The 18724-nt window shown below is 62.0% G+C and carries 19 protein-coding genes; 7 read left to right on the top strand and 12 right to left on the bottom strand.

The window, feature by feature from the left end; all coding sequences use genetic code 11:
- Positions 1 to 21: 21 nt before the first annotated feature.
- From ACR3EK_RS18920 to ACR3EK_RS18885, 8 genes are all read right to left on the bottom strand, one after another.
- Positions 22 to 1704, bottom strand: a complete 1683-nt coding sequence (locus ACR3EK_RS18920; protein ID WP_480634248.1) for a bifunctional protein tyrosine phosphatase family protein/NAD(P)/FAD-dependent oxidoreductase — start codon at positions 1702 to 1704, stop codon at positions 22 to 24.
- Positions 1705 to 1719: 15 nt separating this feature from the next.
- Positions 1720 to 2604, bottom strand: a complete 885-nt coding sequence (locus ACR3EK_RS18915) for an MBL fold metallo-hydrolase (RefSeq protein WP_170341794.1) — start codon at positions 2602 to 2604, stop codon at positions 1720 to 1722.
- An 85-nt stretch (positions 2605 to 2689) separates the two neighbouring features.
- Positions 2690 to 3127, bottom strand: coding sequence for a DUF6691 family protein (locus ACR3EK_RS18910; protein WP_480634247.1), 438 nt, complete (start codon positions 3125 to 3127; stop codon positions 2690 to 2692).
- Positions 3128 to 3131: 4 nt separating this feature from the next.
- The gene (locus ACR3EK_RS18905; RefSeq protein WP_480634246.1) at positions 3132 to 3563 is read right to left on the bottom strand and encodes a YeeE/YedE family protein; all 432 of its coding nucleotides are present in this window, start codon (positions 3561 to 3563) and stop codon (positions 3132 to 3134) included.
- A 1-nt stretch (position 3564) separates the two neighbouring features.
- Positions 3565 to 3780: a YgaP family membrane protein gene (locus tag ACR3EK_RS18900; protein ID WP_170421196.1), complete on the bottom strand. Its 216-nt coding sequence runs from the start codon at positions 3778 to 3780 to the stop codon at positions 3565 to 3567.
- Between the two features lie 96 nt (positions 3781 to 3876).
- A complete protein-coding gene (locus ACR3EK_RS18895) occupies positions 3877 to 4542 on the bottom strand; it encodes a Crp/Fnr family transcriptional regulator (RefSeq protein ID WP_480634245.1) in 666 nt (221 codons plus the stop codon).
- A gap of 177 nt (positions 4543 to 4719) precedes the next feature.
- A complete protein-coding gene (cueR, locus tag ACR3EK_RS18890; protein WP_093963300.1) occupies positions 4720 to 5106 on the bottom strand; it encodes a Cu(I)-responsive transcriptional regulator in 387 nt (128 codons plus the stop codon).
- A gap of 13 nt (positions 5107 to 5119) precedes the next feature.
- On the bottom strand, positions 5120 to 7630 hold the full coding sequence (locus tag ACR3EK_RS18885) for a heavy metal translocating P-type ATPase (protein WP_480634244.1): 2511 nt from the start codon (positions 7628 to 7630) through the stop codon (positions 5120 to 5122).
- A gap of 249 nt (positions 7631 to 7879) precedes the next feature.
- Between ACR3EK_RS18885 and ACR3EK_RS18880 the strand changes: the two genes are divergently transcribed.
- Positions 7880 to 8152: a hypothetical protein gene (locus ACR3EK_RS18880; protein ID WP_480634243.1), complete on the top strand. Its 273-nt coding sequence runs from the start codon at positions 7880 to 7882 to the stop codon at positions 8150 to 8152.
- Positions 8153 to 8156: 4 nt separating this feature from the next.
- Here the strand turns inward: ACR3EK_RS18880 and ACR3EK_RS18875 are convergent, their stop codons facing one another.
- Complete coding sequence (locus tag ACR3EK_RS18875) at positions 8157 to 8819, bottom strand: L,D-transpeptidase (protein ID WP_093963303.1); 663 nt, start codon at positions 8817 to 8819, stop codon at positions 8157 to 8159.
- Between the two features lie 303 nt (positions 8820 to 9122).
- On the opposite strand from ACR3EK_RS18875, the gene ACR3EK_RS18870 reads away from it, so the two are divergent.
- From ACR3EK_RS18870 to phoB, 6 genes are all read left to right on the top strand, one after another.
- Positions 9123 to 10160: a substrate-binding domain-containing protein gene (locus ACR3EK_RS18870; RefSeq protein ID WP_480634242.1), complete on the top strand. Its 1038-nt coding sequence runs from the start codon at positions 9123 to 9125 to the stop codon at positions 10158 to 10160.
- A gap of 66 nt (positions 10161 to 10226) precedes the next feature.
- Positions 10227 to 11603, top strand: coding sequence for a phosphate ABC transporter permease subunit PstC (gene pstC / locus ACR3EK_RS18865; RefSeq protein WP_244952436.1), 1377 nt, complete (start codon positions 10227 to 10229; stop codon positions 11601 to 11603).
- A gap of 11 nt (positions 11604 to 11614) precedes the next feature.
- Complete coding sequence (gene pstA, locus ACR3EK_RS18860; protein ID WP_480634241.1) at positions 11615 to 12919, top strand: phosphate ABC transporter permease PstA; 1305 nt, start codon at positions 11615 to 11617, stop codon at positions 12917 to 12919.
- Positions 12920 to 12938: 19 nt separating this feature from the next.
- Positions 12939 to 13736 (top strand): phosphate ABC transporter ATP-binding protein PstB, encoded by a 798-nt coding sequence (gene pstB, locus ACR3EK_RS18855; protein ID WP_093963750.1) that lies wholly within the window; start codon positions 12939 to 12941, stop codon positions 13734 to 13736.
- Positions 13733 to 14461, top strand: coding sequence for a phosphate signaling complex protein PhoU (gene phoU, locus ACR3EK_RS18850; RefSeq protein WP_480634240.1), 729 nt, complete (start codon positions 13733 to 13735; stop codon positions 14459 to 14461). The genes pstB and phoU overlap by 4 nt, the downstream gene beginning before the upstream one ends.
- Positions 14461 to 15144 (top strand): phosphate regulon transcriptional regulator PhoB, encoded by a 684-nt coding sequence (phoB, locus tag ACR3EK_RS18845; protein ID WP_480634239.1) that lies wholly within the window; start codon positions 14461 to 14463, stop codon positions 15142 to 15144. The genes phoU and phoB overlap by 1 nt, the downstream gene beginning before the upstream one ends.
- Here phoB and ACR3EK_RS18840 read toward each other — a convergent pair.
- The 3 genes from ACR3EK_RS18840 to ACR3EK_RS18830 form a co-directional block, all read right to left on the bottom strand.
- Entirely contained in the window at positions 15129 to 16412 is a 1284-nt protein-coding gene (locus ACR3EK_RS18840; protein WP_480634238.1) for an O-antigen ligase domain-containing protein, read from the bottom strand. The genes phoB and ACR3EK_RS18840 overlap by 16 nt on opposite strands.
- Positions 16409 to 17890, bottom strand: a complete 1482-nt coding sequence (locus ACR3EK_RS18835; protein WP_480634237.1) for a GumC family protein — start codon at positions 17888 to 17890, stop codon at positions 16409 to 16411. The genes ACR3EK_RS18840 and ACR3EK_RS18835 overlap by 4 nt, the downstream gene beginning before the upstream one ends.
- A 115-nt stretch (positions 17891 to 18005) precedes the next feature.
- Positions 18006 to 18620, bottom strand: coding sequence for a response regulator transcription factor (locus tag ACR3EK_RS18830; protein ID WP_170448063.1), 615 nt, complete (start codon positions 18618 to 18620; stop codon positions 18006 to 18008).
- Positions 18621 to 18724 lie beyond the last annotated feature (104 nt).

The raw sequence follows: 18724 nt of genomic DNA, 5'->3' as shown, positions 1-18724 counted from the left end.
AGGGCAAGAAGCCCTAGCGACCTATTCGGCCGCCACGTTCAGCGGCTCGGGCTTGGCCATCCATTCCTTGCCCTTCAGCATCGCCGACCAATAGACCGGCGGCAGCAGCTTTTCCTTGAGGACCCAGGCCGCGCGGCTGGGTTTGGTGCCGTCGATCAGGAACTTAGGGAAGCTGGGCTTCAGGACACCGCCATAGCCGAACTCGGCCAGCACGATCTTGCCGCGTTCCACCGTCAGCGGGCACGAGCCGTAACCGTCATAGGCCGCCACCGGGCCGCGGCCCTCGATATCGGCCACGATGTTGTCGGCCACCACCGGCGCCTGCTTGCGGGCAGCGGCCGCGGTTTTCGCGTTCGGCGCGTTCATCACGTCGCCCAGCGACCAGATGTTGTCAAAGCTCTTGTGGCGCAGCGTGGACTGATCCACATCGACCCAACCCGCCGCATCTGCCAGCGGCGATACCCGGATGAAGTCCGGCGCCACCTGCGGCGGGCAGACATGCATTATGTCGAACTCGACCGTCACCTGCTCGGGCTGCTCGTCGTGCTTGGCGACCTTGAACGTGGCGGTTTTCGCCGCCCCGTCCACCGCCACCAGATTGTGGAAGAAGTTCAGCGTGGCGTCGTATTTCCTGACATACTCCATCAGCGCCGGGACATAGTCCTTGACCCCGAACAGCACCCCGCCCGCATTCATGAACTGGATGTCGATATCCTTCAGAACCCCGCGTCGGACCCACGCATCGCCCGACAGATACATCGCCTTTTGCGGCGCGCCCGCACATTTGATCGGCATCGGCGGCTGGGTGAACAGCGCCCGTCCCACCTTCAGCCCTTCGACCAACTGCCAGGTATAGGGCGCCAGGTCATAGCGATAGTTCGAGGTCACGCTGTTGCGGCCCAGCGTTTCCTCCAGCCCTTCGACCGCACCCCAGTCCAGCTTGAGCCCCGGAGTCACCACCAGACGGTCGTATTTGACCACTCGGCAACCATCCAGAATGACGGCGTTGTTCTGTGGCTCGAACGCGGCCACGGCGGCCTTGATCCATTTGACCCCGCGCGGGATCAGCGCGCCCATGGTCTTGGCCGTCTGTTCCGGCGTGAACACGCCGCCGCCCACCAGGGTCCAGCCGGGTTGATAATAGTGCACGTCGGACGGGTCGATGATGGCAATCGACAGGTCGGATTTACGCGCATGCAGGCTGGCGGCGGTGGCGATGCCCCCTGCCCCGCCGCCCACGATCACCACGTCAAAGGACGCGTCGCCGGTGTCGGTGGGCGTCTTGCCGCCATTGGCGATGCGGCGGGCCACGCCGCTCATGTCATATCCGGCAGCCTTGGTTGAGGTCAGTATGTCAGGCAAGGCTCGGCCCTGCGCGGCCTCGTGCAGCGACCAAAGCGTGGCCGAGCGCGTGCCCGTCCGGCAATAGGCCAGGATCGGACCTGGCAGTTCGGTCAGGGCTTGACCGAAGGCCTGCGCGTCCTCATCCCGAACCAGGCCAGTCTGGACGGGAACGTACCGGGCTTCGATGCCAAGCTTTTCTGCAGCGGCCTCGATTTCCTCGAATGTCGGTTGGTCGGACCCTTCACCGTCGGGGCGATTGCAGATGATGGCGCGGAAGCCCGCGGCCTTGATCGCCGGGATATCGGCAAGCGTTACCTGTGGCGACACCGAGAGTGCGCCCGAAATCTTCCGGATTTCCATTGTTGTCTCCTGCGGTCAGATCTTGTTGACCGGAACCTTGAGCATCTGGTTGCCGTCCTTGTCGGTCGGGATGTCACCCGCCCGGATATTGACCTGGATCGACGGGATGATCAGGGTCGGCATCGCCAGCGTCGCGTCACGCTCGGTGCGCATCTTGATGAACTCGTCCCGCGACTTGCCGCCGCCCACATGAATGTTGTGCGCCTTTTCCTCGGCCACCGTGGTTTCCCAGCGAATGTCGCGGCCGTTGGGGCCGTAATCGTGGCACATGAACAGGCGGGTTTCGTCCGGCAGGCTCAGCACCTTCTGGATCGAGTCATAAAGCGTTCCCGCATCTCCGCCCGGAAAGTCGGCTCGGGCCGAACCACCATCGGGCATAAACAGCGTGTCACCCACAAAGGCCGCATCGCCCATCACATGCACCATGCAGGCCGGTGTATGGCCCGGTGTGTGCATGGTGAAGGCGGTCATGTTGCCGATCTTGTAGGTCATGCCATCGGTGAACAGCGCATCGAACTGGCTGCCGTCGCGCTGGAACTCGGTGCCTTCGTTGAAGATCTTGCCGAAGACCTCCTGCACGATCTTGATGTTCTCGCCGATGCCGATCTTGCCGCCCAGTTTCTGCTGGATGTAGGGCGCCGCCGACAGGTGGTCGGCATGGGCGTGGGTCTCGATGATCCACTCCAATTTCAGGCCCTGTTTTTCGATCTCGGCGATCAGCAGGTCGGCATGTTCGAAGGTGATCCGGCCAGCGGCATAGTCGATGTCCATCACGCTGTCGATGATCGCGCAGGCGTTGGATGTCGGGTCCGAAACGATGTAGCTGATCGTAGCCGTGGCCTCGTCGTAGAAGCCCTGAACCTTGGGTTTGACGCTCAGATCCACCGGATATGCGGAAATTGGTGTCGCGATTGCGTCAGCCATTTTCTGGTTGTGGGTGTCGATTGCCTTTTGGTCGGTCATGATCGTGCCTCCTCTCTGACGCTCAGGCCTTGGCCGAACGTGTAATCAATGGTTGCCCTTGCAGAATGCGCGCCAAGGCCAGCCCGGCGGTGACCGCGCCCAGAAACAGCAGAACCTCCCACCGTCCGGTGCCCAGGGCCGGAATTGCCGCGCCCGGGCAGAATCCTGCGATGCCCCAGCCCACGCCAAACAAGGCTGAGCCGCCGACAAGCTTCATGTCGATGTGCTTTGCGCCCGGAATCTGGAACCGGTCCGCATAAAGCGGCGCGGCGCGTCGCCATACCAGGCGATAGCCGATGAAGGTCACCACCAGCGCACCGCCCATTACGAAGGCGAGGCTGGGGTCCCAGGTTCCGGCCAGATCGAAGAAGTTCAACACCTTGGCCGGGTTCATCATGTCCGAGATCGCGATGCCTGTGCCGAAGACAAGGCCGGTCAGGAACGTATGGAACAGTTTCATTGCCTCACCCTCCGAATACGTGGCGGATCACGAAAACCGTGATGGCGGCAGTTGCCATGAAGGTCGGAACGGCGACCAGGGACCGGGTCGACAACCGCGACAGGCCGCATACTCCGTGACCCGAGGTGCACCCCGAGCCGAGGCTGGCGCCCAGACCGACGATGACGCCGCCGACCACGATCATCAGCGGGCTGATCGGCACCTCGATGGCCGGCATGGTGCCGGTCAGCACGTAGATCAGACCCGGTGCAACGATCATTCCGGCAACAAGCGCCAGACGCCAGGAAAACTCGGACCCGCTGTCAGGAAAGACCAGACCGGACATGATCCCGGTGGCACCCATGATGCGGCCGAGGCCCAACATCAACAACACGGCGCCCAAGCCTATCAGCAGGCCGCCGCCAAAGGATGCAAAAGGCGTGAATACGGTTTCCATATTATCTGGTCCTGCAGGTTTTGATGCCCAAAAGCGTGTACACTGGGCAGAATTTCATGGTCGCGGTCAACAGCATGATGATGCCGACGATCACAGCGCCATATTTGAAAAGGGGTGCGGCGAACAGGGCCAGCCCGCTGAAGAGTGCCAGGTACAGCAGGACCAACCCAAGAGCTGCGCGCAGCGTGCGGTCGATCGTTCCGACGTTGTTGGTCATATCGCCCTCCATATTCAGGTTTCTGAATGGCATATATGACGCCAGGAGCGTCTCTTCAGTGACAATGTCACGAAAGCCGAGAAGATTCCCGAAAAATCAGGTGCTGTGGGCCAAAGCCTGCAAAGCCGTTGTGTCGGTGAGCGTTATCTTGCCCCGGGATTGCGAAACCAACTCGCGTTTCTGGAAGTCGTGCAGCACCCGCGAGACAACTTCACGCGCGGTTCCCAGTTCGCTGGCCAGTTGTTGATGTGTGGCCTGCACCTCGTTCGCGGCATCGGCCAATGCAAGCAGACGTTCCGCCAGCCGGACATCGATCCGGCCGAAGGCGACGTCATCGACCACACGCAGAAGGTCGATCAATCGGCGGGAATAGGCTTGGAACACGAAATCGCGGAACGCGTCCTCTTCCGCAGCTAGGCGGTCGAAGGCAAGCTTGGGCAGGACGATCGCGGTGACATCTGTTTCAGCAATGCCTTCGGCGTTATAGGCCTCTTCGGCCAGCATACATGCCGTGGTCAGCACGCAGCTTTCGCCGGCTTCGACCCGATACAAGACGATTTCGCGCCCCGTATCCGAGCTTTGTGAAACGCGGATCCGGCCTTCGTACAGAAACATGAGGCTGTCCGGCACATTGTCGGGCCCGAACACCTGGGCCCCGTTCGGGAACTTCACGATCCGCGCGGCCGCGCGCAACCGGGCGCGGACCGCATCGGGCAGGTGGCTGGTTCCGTGGAACCGCTGGGTCCAGTCAGTGATTGTCATGTGGCTGCTTGCATGGGTGGCCCAAAGCCCTCGTAGATCATTACGGTTCTGCCGTCTTTCGCCCGGCCTAGACGATACGTTCGTAACAACGCGTCCTGTGCACCTGCCGCATGGCCTAGGACAGAACCGTGGTCGCGATCAAGGGAAAGCGCCCGAAGGTGCCTCGGGTCTATCCTGTCAGTCGCGACCCAGATCCTTGAGGATCGGACAATCCGGGCGGTCATCTCCGGCGCATTCTTGGATCAGGTGCGACAGTGTTTCGCGCATGGCTTTCAAACCTTCGATCTTGGCATCGATCTCTTCGAGGTTCTGTTTGGCGATCCGCTTGACGTCCGCGCTGGCGCGGTGCTTGTCCTCGTACAGCGCCAGAAGCGAGCGGCAGTCTTCGATGGTGAACCCCAGCGACCGCGCGCGCCCGATGAACGCCAGCTTGTGCAGTTCTTTCTCGTCGAAATGGCGGTATCCATTGGTCGAGCGTCTGGGTTTGATGAAACCGATATCCTCATAATACCGGATGGTCTTGGCCGGCAAACCCGAGCGTTCGGCGACGTCCCCGATGTTCATGGCGGCTCCTTTCCTATTCGGCGGGTGTGGGTGCGTGTGCAATGGTCTGCGGTTTGCGGTCGGATCCGCTCGGCGGCCGGGCCGCCTTGACCCAACGCAGCCGCAATGCGTTTGACAAGACGAACACGCTGGACAGCGCCATGGCGCCAGCCGCCAAAACCGGGGACAGCAAGGGTCCGCCAAAGGGATAGAGAACTCCCGCGGCCACCGGGATCAGCAGCGTGTTGTAGCCAAAGGCCCAGAACAGGTTCTGCCGGATATTGCGCATGGTGCGCTGGCTGATATCGAAGGCGTTGACCACGCCGATCAGATCGCCCGACATCAGCACCACGTCTGCGGCCTCGATCGCAACGTCGGTCCCGGTGCCTATGGCAATTCCGACATCCGCGGCCGCCAGCGCCGGAGCATCGTTGATCCCATCGCCGACAAAGGCCAACTTGCCGCCGTTCACCCGCAGGTTATCCAGTGCAGCCACTTTGCCTTCGGGCAGGACTTCGGCGACCACGGTGTCGATCCCAAGCTGTGCCGCGATGGCATCGGCCGTCGCCCTGTTGTCGCCCGTGATCATCGCCACTTTGAGCCCCAGCGCGTGCAAGGCTTCGATGGCCTCCGGTGTGCTGGGCTTGATCGGGTCGGCCACCGCGATTGCGACGGCTGCGGTTCCGTCGATTGCGGCGTAGAGCGGTGTTCTGCCTTTGGCGGCCAGCGACGCGCCGTGATCTGACAGCGCGCTGATGTCGATGCCTTCGCGCTCCATCAGACGATCGGCACCGATGAGGATGCTCTGCCCTTCGACGGCCGCTTGAACCCCATAGCCGGTGATCGACTTGAAATCCTCGGGTTTAGGCAGATTCAGGCCGCGTGTCTCGGCCGCGAGCACTATGGCGGTGGCGATCGGATGTTCCGAAGTGGCCTCGACGGCTGCGACCAGGCGCAGGACGGTGTCCTCATCCAGCCCTTGGGGGACCACAAGATCAGTCAGTTCCGGGCGGCCTTCGGTCAGGGTGCCGGTCTTGTCCACCGCTACAACAGTGGTTTCCTGCAACATCTGCAGCGCGTCGCCCTTGCGGAACAGAACGCCCATTTCCGCAGCGCGCCCCGTGCCCACCATGATCGATGTCGGCGTAGCCAGACCCATTGCGCAGGGGCAGGCAATGATCAGCACCGCGACCCCGGCAACCAGAGCCATGCTGAGCGCCGGGTCCGGTCCGAACAGCAACCAAACAAGGACTGTCACGACCGCCACTGCGATTACCGCGGGAACAAACCAAAGGGTGATGCGGTCAACCAAGCCCTGAATGGGCAGTTTCGCGCCCTGAGCCTGTTCGACCATCTGAATGATCTGCGCCAGCATTGTATCCGCTCCGATCTTTTCGGCGCGGACGGTCAACGCTCCGGTACCGTTCACGGTGCCACCTACGACGGTTGCGTCAGAGGATTTCTCGACTGGAACCGGCTCACCCGTGATCATGCTTTCGTCGACATACGAAGTGCCGCTCAGCACTGAGCCATCAACCGGGATCTTTTCGCCGGGCCGCACGTGAACCAGATCGCCCACTGCGATCTGATCAATGGGCAGTTCGACGATGCGGTTCTCCCGTTCGACCCGCGCGGTTTTGGCCTGCAGGCCGACCAGCTTGCGGATCGCCTCGCCGGTGCGGCCTTTGGCGCGTGCCTCAAGGAAGCGGCCCAGCAAGATCAGAACCACGATGACCGCGGCCGCCTCGTAATAGACATTGGCGGTGCCGGCCGGAAGGATTTCGGGCGCAAAGGTCGAGATCAGCGAGAACCCATAAGCCGCCGACGTGCCCAAAGCGACCAGCGAATTCATGTCTGGCGCGCCTTTGGCAAGTGCTGGAAAGCCCTTGGTGTAGAATTGAAGACCGGGCCCGAACAGGACCAGTGTCGTCAAGACGAACTGAATGTAATGGCTGGCTTGCAGGCCGATGGTGCTTGCAATCAGATGATGCATGCCGGGAATGACATGCGCGCCCATTTCAAGGATGAAAACCGGCAAGGCCAGGATTGCCGCAAACCCCGTTCGCAGTGCCAGTTTACGGATTTCGCCAGCTTTGCGATCCTGCGCCGCTGCCTGAGCCGAGTTGCGCGGCGTCGCCGGGTACCCGGCCGCGTTGGCCAGTGCAGCAATGGCTTCAGGTGTCGTGGCGCCCGTTGCAAAATGTACGGTCGCGCTTTCCGAGGCGAGGTTGACCGACGCCGCCAGCACCCCCTGCCCGGCAAGCAAAGCCTTCTCGACCCGTCCGACACATGAAGCACAGCTCATGCCCTGGATGTTGAGCGTGACGGTCTCGGTCACGGCTGGATAGCCCGCCGCCTCCATCGCCTGTGCGATGGATTTGACATCAGCCGGAGCATGGAAATCCACCTGGACGCTCTCATTCGCCAGGTTTACTGCAGCCAAGTCGACGCCCGGAACCGCGCTGAGCGCACGCTCAACCCGGGCCACGCAAGACGCGCAACTCATCCCCTGAACCTGAAATTTGGCATGTGAAATATTGGCCATGTCGTCACCACGATTATTCGGTCGACCCTGTACATAAGGGTTCCAGCAAGTGGAAGGTCAAGGCCCTCTGCGGGATATCTCTGCACACCAAGCAAACCATCGCGTCCGGGCAAGAGCAGTTTGCGGCTGTGCTCCGGCGGCAACAGGGCAACGATGGATGGCGACGGATTCTTGGTCAATTGAAGCAGGATCGCTTGGATGCGAGGGTATCACGCAAATAGAATCACTTGTGAATCGGAAAGGTGCGGCATGACAACGAGGAAAGCATTGATTGGGCTATGCGCGCTGTCCCTGATTGCCGCCTGTACCGAGACCACGTCGATATCCGGCGACAAAGCCCCCGGTGATCTTGCCAAAGTGCCCGAGGGCGTGGTCGAAATCGCCGCGCCGGGGCAGGACCTGACCGCCGTTCGGATCATGCCCGAAGACGGTTGTTACTGGTACCGGTACGTGGGTCCGGTCGAAACGACATACCTACCGCTGAGAACCGCCGATGGCCGCCCGATCTGCGCCCGGGCGTGACGGATCAGCTGCTGGCAGTCGCAAATCTTTCGGGTGGGTATAGATGTGCCGTCGCACCCGGCTGCACCCGGTCATACAGGCCTATGATATGGGCCATGACCATGCGCACACAGCCTGAGCTTGCCCGCCCGCCGATAGACCGGGAATAGGGTGTTCCGTGGATGCGCAGATATGTGTCGCGATTGCCCTGAAACAGGTAGAAAGCGCGTGCGCCCAAGGGGTTGTTGGGTCCGCCGGGCATTCCGTCGGCAAACTGCGCATAGTCCTGCGGATCACGTTTGATCATGTCCGCGGTTGGGGTCCAACGCGGCCATTTGGCCTTGCGCCGGATCGTGTAGGTCCCGGGTTCGTAGAGATTGCCACGGGCGATCGCCACGCCGTATCGCATCGCGGTTCCGCCCTCTTCGATGAAATACAGGTAGCGCGCGACCGCATCCACGTGAATGTCACCGGGCACCAGCGACCGGTTGGTCTCGACCCGTTGCGGCAGAAACCGGGGATTCAGCCCCCAAGGGTTCGAGGTGGCCGGGTCATAGTTGGCCGGCGTCACCTGCCTGTCCCAAGCCGCCCATTGAGATGCGGTCGACGCTTCGGCCGATGTCGCGCCAAGAATCGGTTGCGAGAAAACAGCAAGCGAAGTCGCAACAAAATGTCTTCTGGTCAGCATGTCTGCACCTCCAGTCGCCTTGCCGTGGCAGCAAGAAAAAAGATCGGACTAAACGATTCCCTGAAACAGACCCCGAGTCCATTCACTTGTTCGTTTGACGCAAAACCTTGTCGCAACTGGTGTTTTGAGGTCGTGCACAAACGGCTGCCGAAAGCCGCGCATCTGGATCAGACGAGTTTTTGAACCGCCCCGGGTGGGTTGTCATAAAACTGTTACGAAAGCGTTACATAAGCTTCGCACGCCCGGACTACTGCACTCAACAAGGCCGCAGGGGGCGGCCAAAGCTGATTCTCAGGAGTGACCATGACCACCATCAAACTGACCGCTTCGGTTCTGGCAATCACCGCGATCGCCGCGTCCGCTGCCTCGGCGCGCGACGCCATCCGTATCGTCGGATCGTCGACCGTATTCCCGTACACCCAAGCCGTGGCCGAGCAGTTCGCCAACAACACGGGCGCTACTTCGCCCATCGTCGAATCGACCGGTACCGGCGGCGGCATGAAAATCTTCTGCGAAGGCATCGGCGAAAACACTGCCGACATCACCGGCGCATCGCGTGCTATGAAGGCCTCGGAATACGAGCTGTGCCAAAAGAACGGCGTGACCGACATCTCTGAAGCTCTGATCGGTTTCGACGGCCTGTCGATCGCCATCTCGCGCAGCAATGAACAGGATTGGGACCTGTCGCTGGCCGACATCTACATGGCTCTCGGCGCCCAGGTGCCGGTTGATGGCGAGTGGAAGGACAACCCGTACAAGACCTGGAACGAAATCAACCCCGACCTGCCGGCCGTGGAAATCCTGGCTTATGGACCGCCGCCGACCTCGGGCACCCGCGACGCGTTCGTCGAGCTGGCCATGCATGAAGGCTGCAAAGAGCTGGACTTCGTCAAGAGCGGTGACTTCGACAAGAAATGGGTCAAGGAAAACTGCTCGCGCATGCGTACCGACGGACCCTTCGTCGAAGCGGGCGAGAATGACAACCTGATCGTTCAGCGCCTTGAGGCGGACCCGAACGCCGTGGGCATCTTCGGCTACTCGTTCCTGTACGAGAACCTGGACAAGCTGAAGCCGGTCACGATCGAAGGCGTCGAGCCGAATGCCGACACCATCGCCGACAAATCCTATCCGGTGTCCCGCCCGCTGTACTTCTATGTAAAGAATGCGCATCGCGGCGTGATCCCGAACCTGGACGAGTTCCTGGAAGAATACATGTCGGATGATGCTTTGGCATCCGACGGCTACCTGGCCGAACGTGGTCTGGTTGGCCTGTCCGACGAGCGCCGTGAAGAGCTGCAGGACGCAATTCTGGACGGCCAGAACATGGAACCCAAGTCGTAAGATTTGCAATTCACAGGGCTGTCCGGCCGCGAAACCGGGCAGCCCATTTTTGTGCCTGGGGGGCAGATGACTACTTTCGTGTTTGCGGCGCTGTTGGGCGTCAGTATCCTTGGATATTTGCTGAACAGACGGGCTGCGGCCGGTCTGCGCGCAGATGGGACGTCCCTGCACTCCCTGCCCGGCTATCACGGGCTGTTTTCTTTTCTGTCCACGCTGGTTCCAGTCTTTGTGCTGATCGTACTTTGGCTGATCTTGCAGGGGCCGGTGATCGACCATGTGGTCATGTCGGGCCTGCCTGCCGGCAGCCTTGACGGATTGGACACTGGCGGGCGCCAGCTGGTGCTGGCCGAGATCAAGTCGATCTCGCGCGGGCAGATCTTCGGCGAGCCGGAACAGTGGAAGATGGACGCGGCCCAGCGGTATCTTGAACTGCATCAGATGTCGGGATGGGTTCTGCTGTCGATCGTTGTCATTCTGTCACTGGCCATCGTGGCATTTGCCCGGTCGCGTGTCGGCGTCGAATTCCGCGCCCGCCACAGTGTGGAACGCATCGTTTCCGGCCTGATGATCTTCTGTTCGACCGTCGCCATCTTTACGACCGTCGGCATCATTGCCGCGCTGCTGTTCGAATCCATCCGATTTTTCGAGATGGTGCCGATCACCGAGTTCTTCTTCGGGCTGAACTGGGAACCGCAGATTCCTCTGCGCGAGGACCAGATTGCGGCCGAAGGTGCCTTCGGTTGGCTTCCGGTCATCCTCGGCACCATCGTCATCACCGTTGTCGCGCTGTTCCTGGCGGTTCCGGTGGGCCTGTTGTCGGCCATCTACCTGAACGAATTCGCACCCGACCGCCTGCGGGCGGTGGCCAAGCCGGTGCTGGAGATCCTGGCCGGCGTGCCAACCGTGGTCTATGGCTTTTTCGCGATCCTGGTCGTGGCCCCGGCCATGCGCAGTTTCGGAGCCTCGCTGGGCATTCCCGTGTCACCCAACACGGCGCTGGCCGCAGGCAGCGTGATGGGCATCATGCTGATCCCGTTTATCTCGTCCTTTACCGACGACGCCCTGTCAGCCGTGCCGAAATCTCTGCGTGACGGAGCACTGGCGCTGGGTGCGACACGGGCCGAGACGGTTCTGAACGTGCTGTTCCCCGCCGCCATTCCCGGCATCGTCGGTGGCATCCTGTTGGCCGTCAGCCGCGCGATCGGGGAAACCATGATCGTTGTGATGGCGGCGGGCCTGATCGCCTCGCTGACCATCAACCCGCTGGACAGCGTGACCACGGTGACCGTGCAGATCGTCACGCTTCTGATCGGCGACACCTCGTTCGACAACCCCAAGACGCTGGCAGCCTTTGCCTTGGGCATGATGCTGTTCGTCGTCACCCTGATCATCAACGTCTTCGCGCTGCGCATCGTGCGCAAGTACCGCGAAGCCTATGACTGAGGCCAAGAATCATGGCTGACCTGACTGCAGGACAAAACAACTCGCCCAAAGGCGGAGACACCGCCGACGCCGTGCGCGCCGGCCTAGCCCGCCGCAACCGCAAGCAGAAGATACTGCAGGGCCTTGGCCTGGGCGCGATTGGGTTTGCATTTCTGATGCTGTTCATCCTGGTGGCCTCGCTGGTGTCATCCGGATACCAGGCGTTCACCCAGACCAAGATCACGCTCGAGGTCTATGTCGACCCCGAGGAGATCGAGCCCGAAAAGCTGCCGAGGGGCGGTTTCAAGGACGTGTTGCAAGCCTCGCTGTCCGAGTTGCTGCCCGACGTGGACACTAGCGATCGGGCTACCCGCAAGGCCCTGTCGGGCATTCTGTCCAACGGAGCGCAGTTTGATCTACGCGACCGGGTGGTGGCCGACCCTGCGCTGATTGGTCAGACTATCACGATGACCGTGCCGGTATCTGACCCGTATGACCAGCTGAACAAGGGCACCATCGACCGCGACACGCCCGAGCAGAACCGCCGCTTGAACGATGCCGAGATCGCGTGGTTCGATCAGCTCAAGGCCGAAGGCGTGATCAGCAAGCCGCTGAACACTGGCCTTGTCACCAATGCCGACAGCCGATTTCCGGAACTGGCGGGCCTGAAGGGCGCGCTGATCGGGTCGTTCTGGGCGCTGTTCGTGTGTTTCGTGATTTCCTTCCCGCTGGGCATCGGCGCAGCGATCTACCTTGAAGAATTCGCGCCCAAGAACAAGGTCAGTGACTTTATCGAGGTCAACATCAACAACCTCGCTGCGGTGCCGTCGGTCGTTTTCGGCCTGTTGGCGTTGGCGGTGTTCATCGGCTGGTTCGGCCTGCCGCGCTCGGCCCCCTTTGTGGGTGGCATGACGCTGGCGTTGATGACCATGCCGACGATCATCATCGCCACCCGCGCGGCGCTCAAGGCCGTGCCGCCGTCGATCCGCGAGGCGGCCCTGGGCATCGGTGCGTCCAAGCACCAGGTGGTGTTCGGTCATGTGCTGCCGCTGGCGATGCCCGGCATCCTGACCGGTACGATCATCGGGCTGGCGCAGGCCTTGGGGGAAACTGCTCCGTTGCTGCTGATCGGGATGAACGCGTTCATCACCTCGGCCCCGGCTGGCCCGTTCGACAGTGCCACCGCCCTACCCACGCAGATCTTCATCTGGGCTGACAGCCCCGAGCGCGGCTTCGTCAGCCGGACCTCGGCCGCGATCCTGGTGCTGCTGGGGTTCCTGGTCACGATGAATGCAATCGCGATCTATCTTCGCAACAAATTCGAGCGCAGCTGGTAAGCGCAAAGGGGTCATCATGATGAACGACATGAGCAAGATCGAGCCGAGTACCGCCGTCGACGCCATCAAGATTCAGGCGAAGGGCGTCCAGGTCTTTTACGGCGACAACCAGGCAATCAAGGACGTATCAGTCGACATTCTCGACAAGACGGTAACCGCTTTCATCGGCCCGTCCGGATGCGGCAAGTCCACGTTTCTGCGCTGCCTGAACCGGATGAACGACACGATTGACGTCTGCCGGGTCGAAGGTGACATCCGGATCGACAACGAAGACATCTACGACAAACGGATCGACCCGGTGCAGCTGCGTGCCAAGGTGGGTATGGTGTTCCAGAAGCCGAACCCGTTCCCCAAGTCGATCTACGACAACGTAGCCTATGGTCCCCGGATCCACGGGCTGGCCAGAACCAAGGCTGATCTGGATGAGATCGTTGAGAAATCCCTGCGCCGTGGGGCCATCTGGGATGAGGTGAAGGATCGCTTGCACGAGCCCGGCACCGGCCTGTCCGGTGGCCAGCAGCAGCGCCTTTGCATCGCGCGCGCGGTTGCCACTGAACCCGAGGTCCTGTTGATGGACGAGCCGTGCTCGGCTTTGGATCCGATCGCGACCGCCCAGGTCGAGGAACTGATTGACGAGTTGAAGCTGAACTTCTCGGTGGTGATCGTCACGCACTCGATGCAGCAGGCGGCTCGGGTCAGCCAGAAAACGGCGTTCTTCCACCTCGGCAGCTTGGTGGAATACGGGGACACGGGGCACATCTTCACCAATCCCGAAGACCCGCGCACGGAATCCTACATCACCGGGAGAATCGGATGACCCAGGACGCCATGAAGGACAAGCACATCGTCCGATCTTTTGATCAGGAACTCGAGTCTGTTCAGGCGCATCTGATGCGCATGGGTGGGTTGGTCGAGAGCTGCCTGTCGGACGCGATTCAGGCGCTGTGCAACAAGGATGTCGAACTCGCCGCGCGCACCGTCAAGGCCGACCGCGCCATCGACGAGTTGGAAGAGATGGTCAAGAACGACAGCGCTAACATCATCGCGCGGCGCGCGCCTACGGCCATCGACCTGCGCGTGGTCCTGGCGACCTTCACCATCGCCAACCAGCTCGAGCGCAGTGGGGACCATGCAAAAAACATCGCCAAGCGGGCCGTGACCCTGGCGGACTCGGCGAGTTTGGACGAAGTCAAATCGGCCATAGCGCGTCAGGCCCAGCTGGTGCAGAGCATGATTGCGGATGCCTTGGATTGCTTCATCCAGCGGGACGCGGACAAGGCCCAGGCCATCCGTGAACGTGACGCTGATGTGGATGCGATGTACAATAACGTGTTTCGCGCTCTGCTGACCCATATGATGGAGAACCCGGGCAATATCACCCCGGGCATGCATCTGCATTTCGTGGCCAAAAACCTCGAGCGGATCGGTGATCATGCTACCGGGATCGCGGAGCAGACCATCTACCTTGTCAGTGGGCAGTTGCCTGATGATGACCGCCCGCGCCTCGACAAGACACCAACGGAAACCACCGAGGTCCTGTGATGCCAACGCCATCGATCCTTGTCGTCGAAGACGAGCCCGCGCAGCGCGAGATCATCTGCTACAACCTCGAGGCCGAAGGCTTTGACGTGCGCCAGGCTGAAACCGGTGACGAGGCGTTGTTGCAGATCAAGGAAGTGCCGCCCGATCTGATCCTGCTGGACTGGATGCTGCCCGGCGTTTCCGGGATCGAAATTTGCCGCCAACTCAAGATGACGGCCGCGACCCGTGCCATTCCGGTGATCATGCTCTCGGCAAAATCCGAAGAGGTCGACAAGGTGCGCGGGCTGGAGACAGGTGCCGACGACTATGTCACCAAGCCCTATTCGGTGATCGAGCTGATGGCCCGAGTCAAATCCCAGTTCCGCCGGACCCGCCCCGCAGCCGTGGGCGAGCGGTTGGAATACGATGACATCGTCCTGGATGCCGAAACGCACCGCGTGTCCCGCGCGGACGAGGACATCAAGCTGGGCCCGACAGAGTTCCGGCTGCTGTCGACCTTCATGGAAAAGCCAGGCCGGGTCTGGAGTCGCGAACAATTGCTCGACCGGGTCTGGGGGCGCGACATCTACGTGGATACCCGGACCGTCGACGTGCATATCGGGCGTTTACGCAAAGCTTTGACGGTGCGTGGGGGGGATGACCCGATCCGCACCGTACGCGGGGCCGGTTACGCGCTCGGCTGAGCACCGGTCCCTGCTATTTCGCGCAGGTGGCACCCCAGCATCAGCAGCGCCGGCCAAAGCAGATAGGCCTCGATCTCGATGTTTTCGCCGAAGGTCAGCAGCAGCAGGGTCATCAGTAGGCCCAGCGGCAGGCGCCCGCGCGCCGACCGGACGGCGTCGGTGATCACCACGCCGAAATGCACGGCGAAGGGGACAAGAAACGCCACGAAGCCGGTGATGCCCTTGACGAACAGAAGGCCGTACCAGGTGTGGTGGCTTCCGATGGGCATGTACTCGACCAAATGCGCACCGGGCTGAACGGTTCCGTGACCAACGAGCAGCGCGTCGGACTGCCAGCGCTCATAGGCGATGCGTTGCAGGGTTTCGCGCACGCGGGTGCTGTTGGCGCGCGCCGATTTAAAATTCTGCAGCGCCTGGTTGCCCAGGTCGATCGCGGCGGCTCCCCACGCCGCGGACGCCGTCGCCACGGCCGACACCAGAAACCATCCGATGCTGCGCGCCACCAGCGGCAAAAGGCGCGGCCCCAGCGTGCAGGCCACCAGCCCGACCAGCCCCATGCGGGATTTCGACGCCAGGATCATGAGAATACCCGCGCTTAGCCCGACGGCCATCCATCCCCGGTGCCGTTCTTCGAGCGCGAACAGGACCATGCATACCCCCAGCAGGGCGGCAAATGGCGACCATGGCGCGAAGAACTGCCACCGGGGCGTCCAACTGGCTGGGTCGATCGTGTAGAGATAGACCGAGAAATACTCGGGCCCCGGCCCACCGACCGCCTTGAGCGGTGAGGTGAAGATCTGGCTGGGCAGGCCCAGATAAGGTGCAGCCAACAGCGGGGGCGCAAGGCACAGGGTCCACAGCCCCAGCTTGCACTGGCCCCGCACCAGAACCTCGCGCCGGATCGGCAGCACGGCCCCAGCCAGGATGAACAATGGAATAAGCGCCCAGCCCTTGGCCCAGCCGATCGAGGACTTGATGGTCTTGCCCAGCCCCAGCCCCCAATCCAGATGGCCGGCCCACAATGCAAACAGCATCAACAACATGCCGGCCATCCACAGCCAAGCCAGCGCCGGAATCGGCCCCGTGGCCCGCAGATCCGGACGGATCGCCGGCCCCAGATACAAGGCCAGCGCCGCCAACCCCGCCAAGGACCATCCTAGCACCGGCCCGACGACATAGAGGGCGCCGATGGCATAGAACGGCCATGTCCAGACCAGCGCGCGCCAGACAAGCCGCTCAGCCGGGTTCTGCGGCGCGGCCTGGCTCATGCCTTGTTCTCGCCTGTGTCTTTCAACAGCCGCGAGATCAGCGGGTTGCGGACCCATGCCAGCGTCAGCCCGATCAGAAGCATCAACGTGGCGGCAATCCCGGCCGCGATCGACAACTTCTTGTTGGGTGAAGATGGCCGCTCCGGCAGCGACGGATTTTCCAGCACCTGGATCAGCGGGTACGAGGCATAAACATCGGTCTTTTTCGATTCCGACCGGGCGATGGCCGAGGCAAAGACGGCTTCGGCCACGGCAAAATCCCTTTGACGGTCTTCAAGTTCGGCCGCCACCGGCGCCAGCGCGGACAGGCGCGCAGTTTCGGCCGTGACCTGTGCAGCGAGGGTTTTTACGTGCTTTTCCTGCCCCGCGCGCAGGGCGTTTTCGCGGACAAGCTCGCTGAGTAACTGCGCACGCTCTCCCTCGGGCGCGCGGTCCAGACCAGAGAGCTGATCGACCGATAGCCCGGTCACCTCGGCCGCACGTAGGACGGCAACCTTCCGTGCGCCGTCATATTCGTCCCGCGCTGCGCGATAGACCGGATGGCGCGGCCCATAATTGGCATCGGCCTGCGCTAGCTTGGCCGCGCCGGCCGAGACATCCTTGAGCAGCGACATGTATTGCGCGTCGGCGTACAGCTTCAGCGTCACTGCGGCGGCATCCGGCGGCAGATCCAGCGCGACCTCAAGCGCCGCGACCCGCTCGGCCTGCCGGGCCAGCGTGCTTTCCTCGGCCCGCAGCGTTTGGCGCGCGCGGTCATTCGCGGCCACCTGCTCACGGTATTGGGCGGCCGAGAGCAGCCCACTCTGCCGCTGCAACTGCTCGATCGCAGCGCGGGTTTCACGAACCGAGCGCTGATAGGCGTCGATTGCGCCGCTGTTGCTGGCCTCGCGCGTGGCGATCTCGTCCGCGCGCAAGGCGTCAATCTCGGCAAAGAACGCAGCGACAAGGGCATCGCCGTGGCGTTGCGCGTCCCCCGGGCTGGCGGCCTCCATTTCGATATGGATCAAGCTGGTCTGGTCCACCAGGCGGATGCGCGGCTTGCCGAACGCATCGCGCTCAGCCCCGACGGCGCGTGCGGCCGCATCCAGAATGCGATCGGCCGATAACAGCCGCTTGTAGGTTTCGGTGGGGCTGATCGACCCGTTGGCAAAGGCCGAATTGGCGTAGGACGAGGCCTGCCCGATATTGGCCAGATTGACCGAGGCCGACGCGCCCGACCCCGGCAGGATCAACGAGGCGTGGGATGCGTATTTGACCGGCGCGGTTGCCAGATACCCGCTGATCGGGGCCCAGATGCAGCTGGATCCCAGAAGAAACAACGCAACGTATCGCGGCAGCCGTCCCGCATCGGTCAGCCGCCCGCCCTTGAGAACGCGGCGCCATCCCAGCGACCGGATGTCCGTGCGGCTGATGCGCGCCCAGTCCCAAGGGCGGTTTGGCGCAAGCGTTTGTTGGTTGTCGGAATTCTGGTTCGGCATATCAAATCCTCTCTTACAGGATTGATATACGGATGCGGCTTGGGCTGTCCGCTGCGCAAGGGGTTAGGCCGGGGCGGGTTGGGACAGGCCCCCTATCCGAAAGGATGGGCGCGGGTCAGAACAGGCCCGCCTCGCGCGCGGCCATCGCGGCCTGAGTACGGTTGCTGACACCCACTTTGCGGTACAGCGTTTTCACATGCAGCTTGATCGTGGGCTCGGACAGGTCCAGATCGCGGGCGATCTCCTTGTTCGACTTGCCCTCGGTCAGACCTTTGAGGACCTGGCGCTCGCGCTCGGTCAGTTTCTTGGCCATCGGGTGGGTGTCGTTCGGTTGCTCGGCGCTCATGAAACCGACGGGCAGATATTGCTCACCCATGGCCATGAAACGGATGGCGTTTACCAGAGACTTGGCCGGCAGGGTCTTGGGCACGAACCCGGCTGCCCCCAGCTCGAGCGCACGTTCAGCCAGATCGCGCGAGGCATCGCCGGTGAACAGCGCCACATGCCGCGCGCGATCCATGCCAATGCAGGTTTCCAACCCGCTCAGCCCGTTCATGCCCGGCATGTTCAGATCCAGCAGAACCAGATCAAACGGACCTTCGGATTCGATCTTGGCCTTTGCGGTCGTAAAATCCGGCGCGGTGGTGGGTTCGATCCCACCCGCGGCCTCGATGAAGGCGACGAGCGTGTCCAGGACCAGTTCGTGATCGTCGGCGATAAGAACTTTCATCAATGAACTCCATGTGCCTCCACCCAGACCTGAAAAGGTTAATAAACCATTGATGATTGGCGGTGAAGCCTACCGAACGGACAGGCCGATACCCGATCGGATAG

The organism is Ruegeria sp. BC8 (assembly GCF_056535705.1).
This window is presented reverse-complemented; position numbering and strand designations above follow the sequence as displayed.

Excerpts from the sequence above, each read along its gene's own strand:
- ACR3EK_RS18920 (WP_480634248.1), bottom strand. The coding sequence starts at position 1,704 with ATGGAAATCCGGAAGATTTCGGGCGCACTCTCGGTGTCGCCACAGGTA.
- ACR3EK_RS18910 (WP_480634247.1), bottom strand. The coding sequence starts at position 3,127 with ATGAAACTGTTCCATACGTTCCTGACCGGCCTTGTCTTCGGCACAGGC.
- ACR3EK_RS18905 (WP_480634246.1), bottom strand. The coding sequence starts at position 3,563 with ATGGAAACCGTATTCACGCCTTTTGCATCCTTTGGCGGCGGCCTGCTG.
- ACR3EK_RS18900 (WP_170421196.1), bottom strand. The coding sequence starts at position 3,780 with ATGACCAACAACGTCGGAACGATCGACCGCACGCTGCGCGCAGCTCTT.
- ACR3EK_RS18895 (WP_480634245.1), bottom strand. The coding sequence starts at position 4,542 with ATGACAATCACTGACTGGACCCAGCGGTTCCACGGAACCAGCCACCTG.
- cueR (WP_093963300.1), bottom strand. The coding sequence starts at position 5,106 with ATGAACATCGGGGACGTCGCCGAACGCTCGGGTTTGCCGGCCAAGACC.
- ACR3EK_RS18885 (WP_480634244.1), bottom strand. The coding sequence starts at position 7,630 with ATGGCCAATATTTCACATGCCAAATTTCAGGTTCAGGGGATGAGTTGC.
- ACR3EK_RS18880 (WP_480634243.1), top strand. The coding sequence starts at position 7,880 with ATGACAACGAGGAAAGCATTGATTGGGCTATGCGCGCTGTCCCTGATT.
- ACR3EK_RS18875 (WP_093963303.1), bottom strand. The coding sequence starts at position 8,819 with ATGCTGACCAGAAGACATTTTGTTGCGACTTCGCTTGCTGTTTTCTCG.
- ACR3EK_RS18870 (WP_480634242.1), top strand. The coding sequence starts at position 9,123 with ATGACCACCATCAAACTGACCGCTTCGGTTCTGGCAATCACCGCGATC.
- pstC (WP_244952436.1), top strand. The coding sequence starts at position 10,227 with ATGACTACTTTCGTGTTTGCGGCGCTGTTGGGCGTCAGTATCCTTGGA.
- pstA (WP_480634241.1), top strand. The coding sequence starts at position 11,615 with ATGGCTGACCTGACTGCAGGACAAAACAACTCGCCCAAAGGCGGAGAC.
- pstB (WP_093963750.1), top strand. The coding sequence starts at position 12,939 with ATGAACGACATGAGCAAGATCGAGCCGAGTACCGCCGTCGACGCCATC.
- phoU (WP_480634240.1), top strand. The coding sequence starts at position 13,733 with ATGACCCAGGACGCCATGAAGGACAAGCACATCGTCCGATCTTTTGAT.
- phoB (WP_480634239.1), top strand. The coding sequence starts at position 14,461 with ATGCCAACGCCATCGATCCTTGTCGTCGAAGACGAGCCCGCGCAGCGC.
- ACR3EK_RS18840 (WP_480634238.1), bottom strand. The coding sequence starts at position 16,412 with ATGAGCCAGGCCGCGCCGCAGAACCCGGCTGAGCGGCTTGTCTGGCGC.
- ACR3EK_RS18835 (WP_480634237.1), bottom strand. The coding sequence starts at position 17,890 with ATGCCGAACCAGAATTCCGACAACCAACAAACGCTTGCGCCAAACCGC.
- ACR3EK_RS18830 (WP_170448063.1), bottom strand. The coding sequence starts at position 18,620 with ATGAAAGTTCTTATCGCCGACGATCACGAACTGGTCCTGGACACGCTC.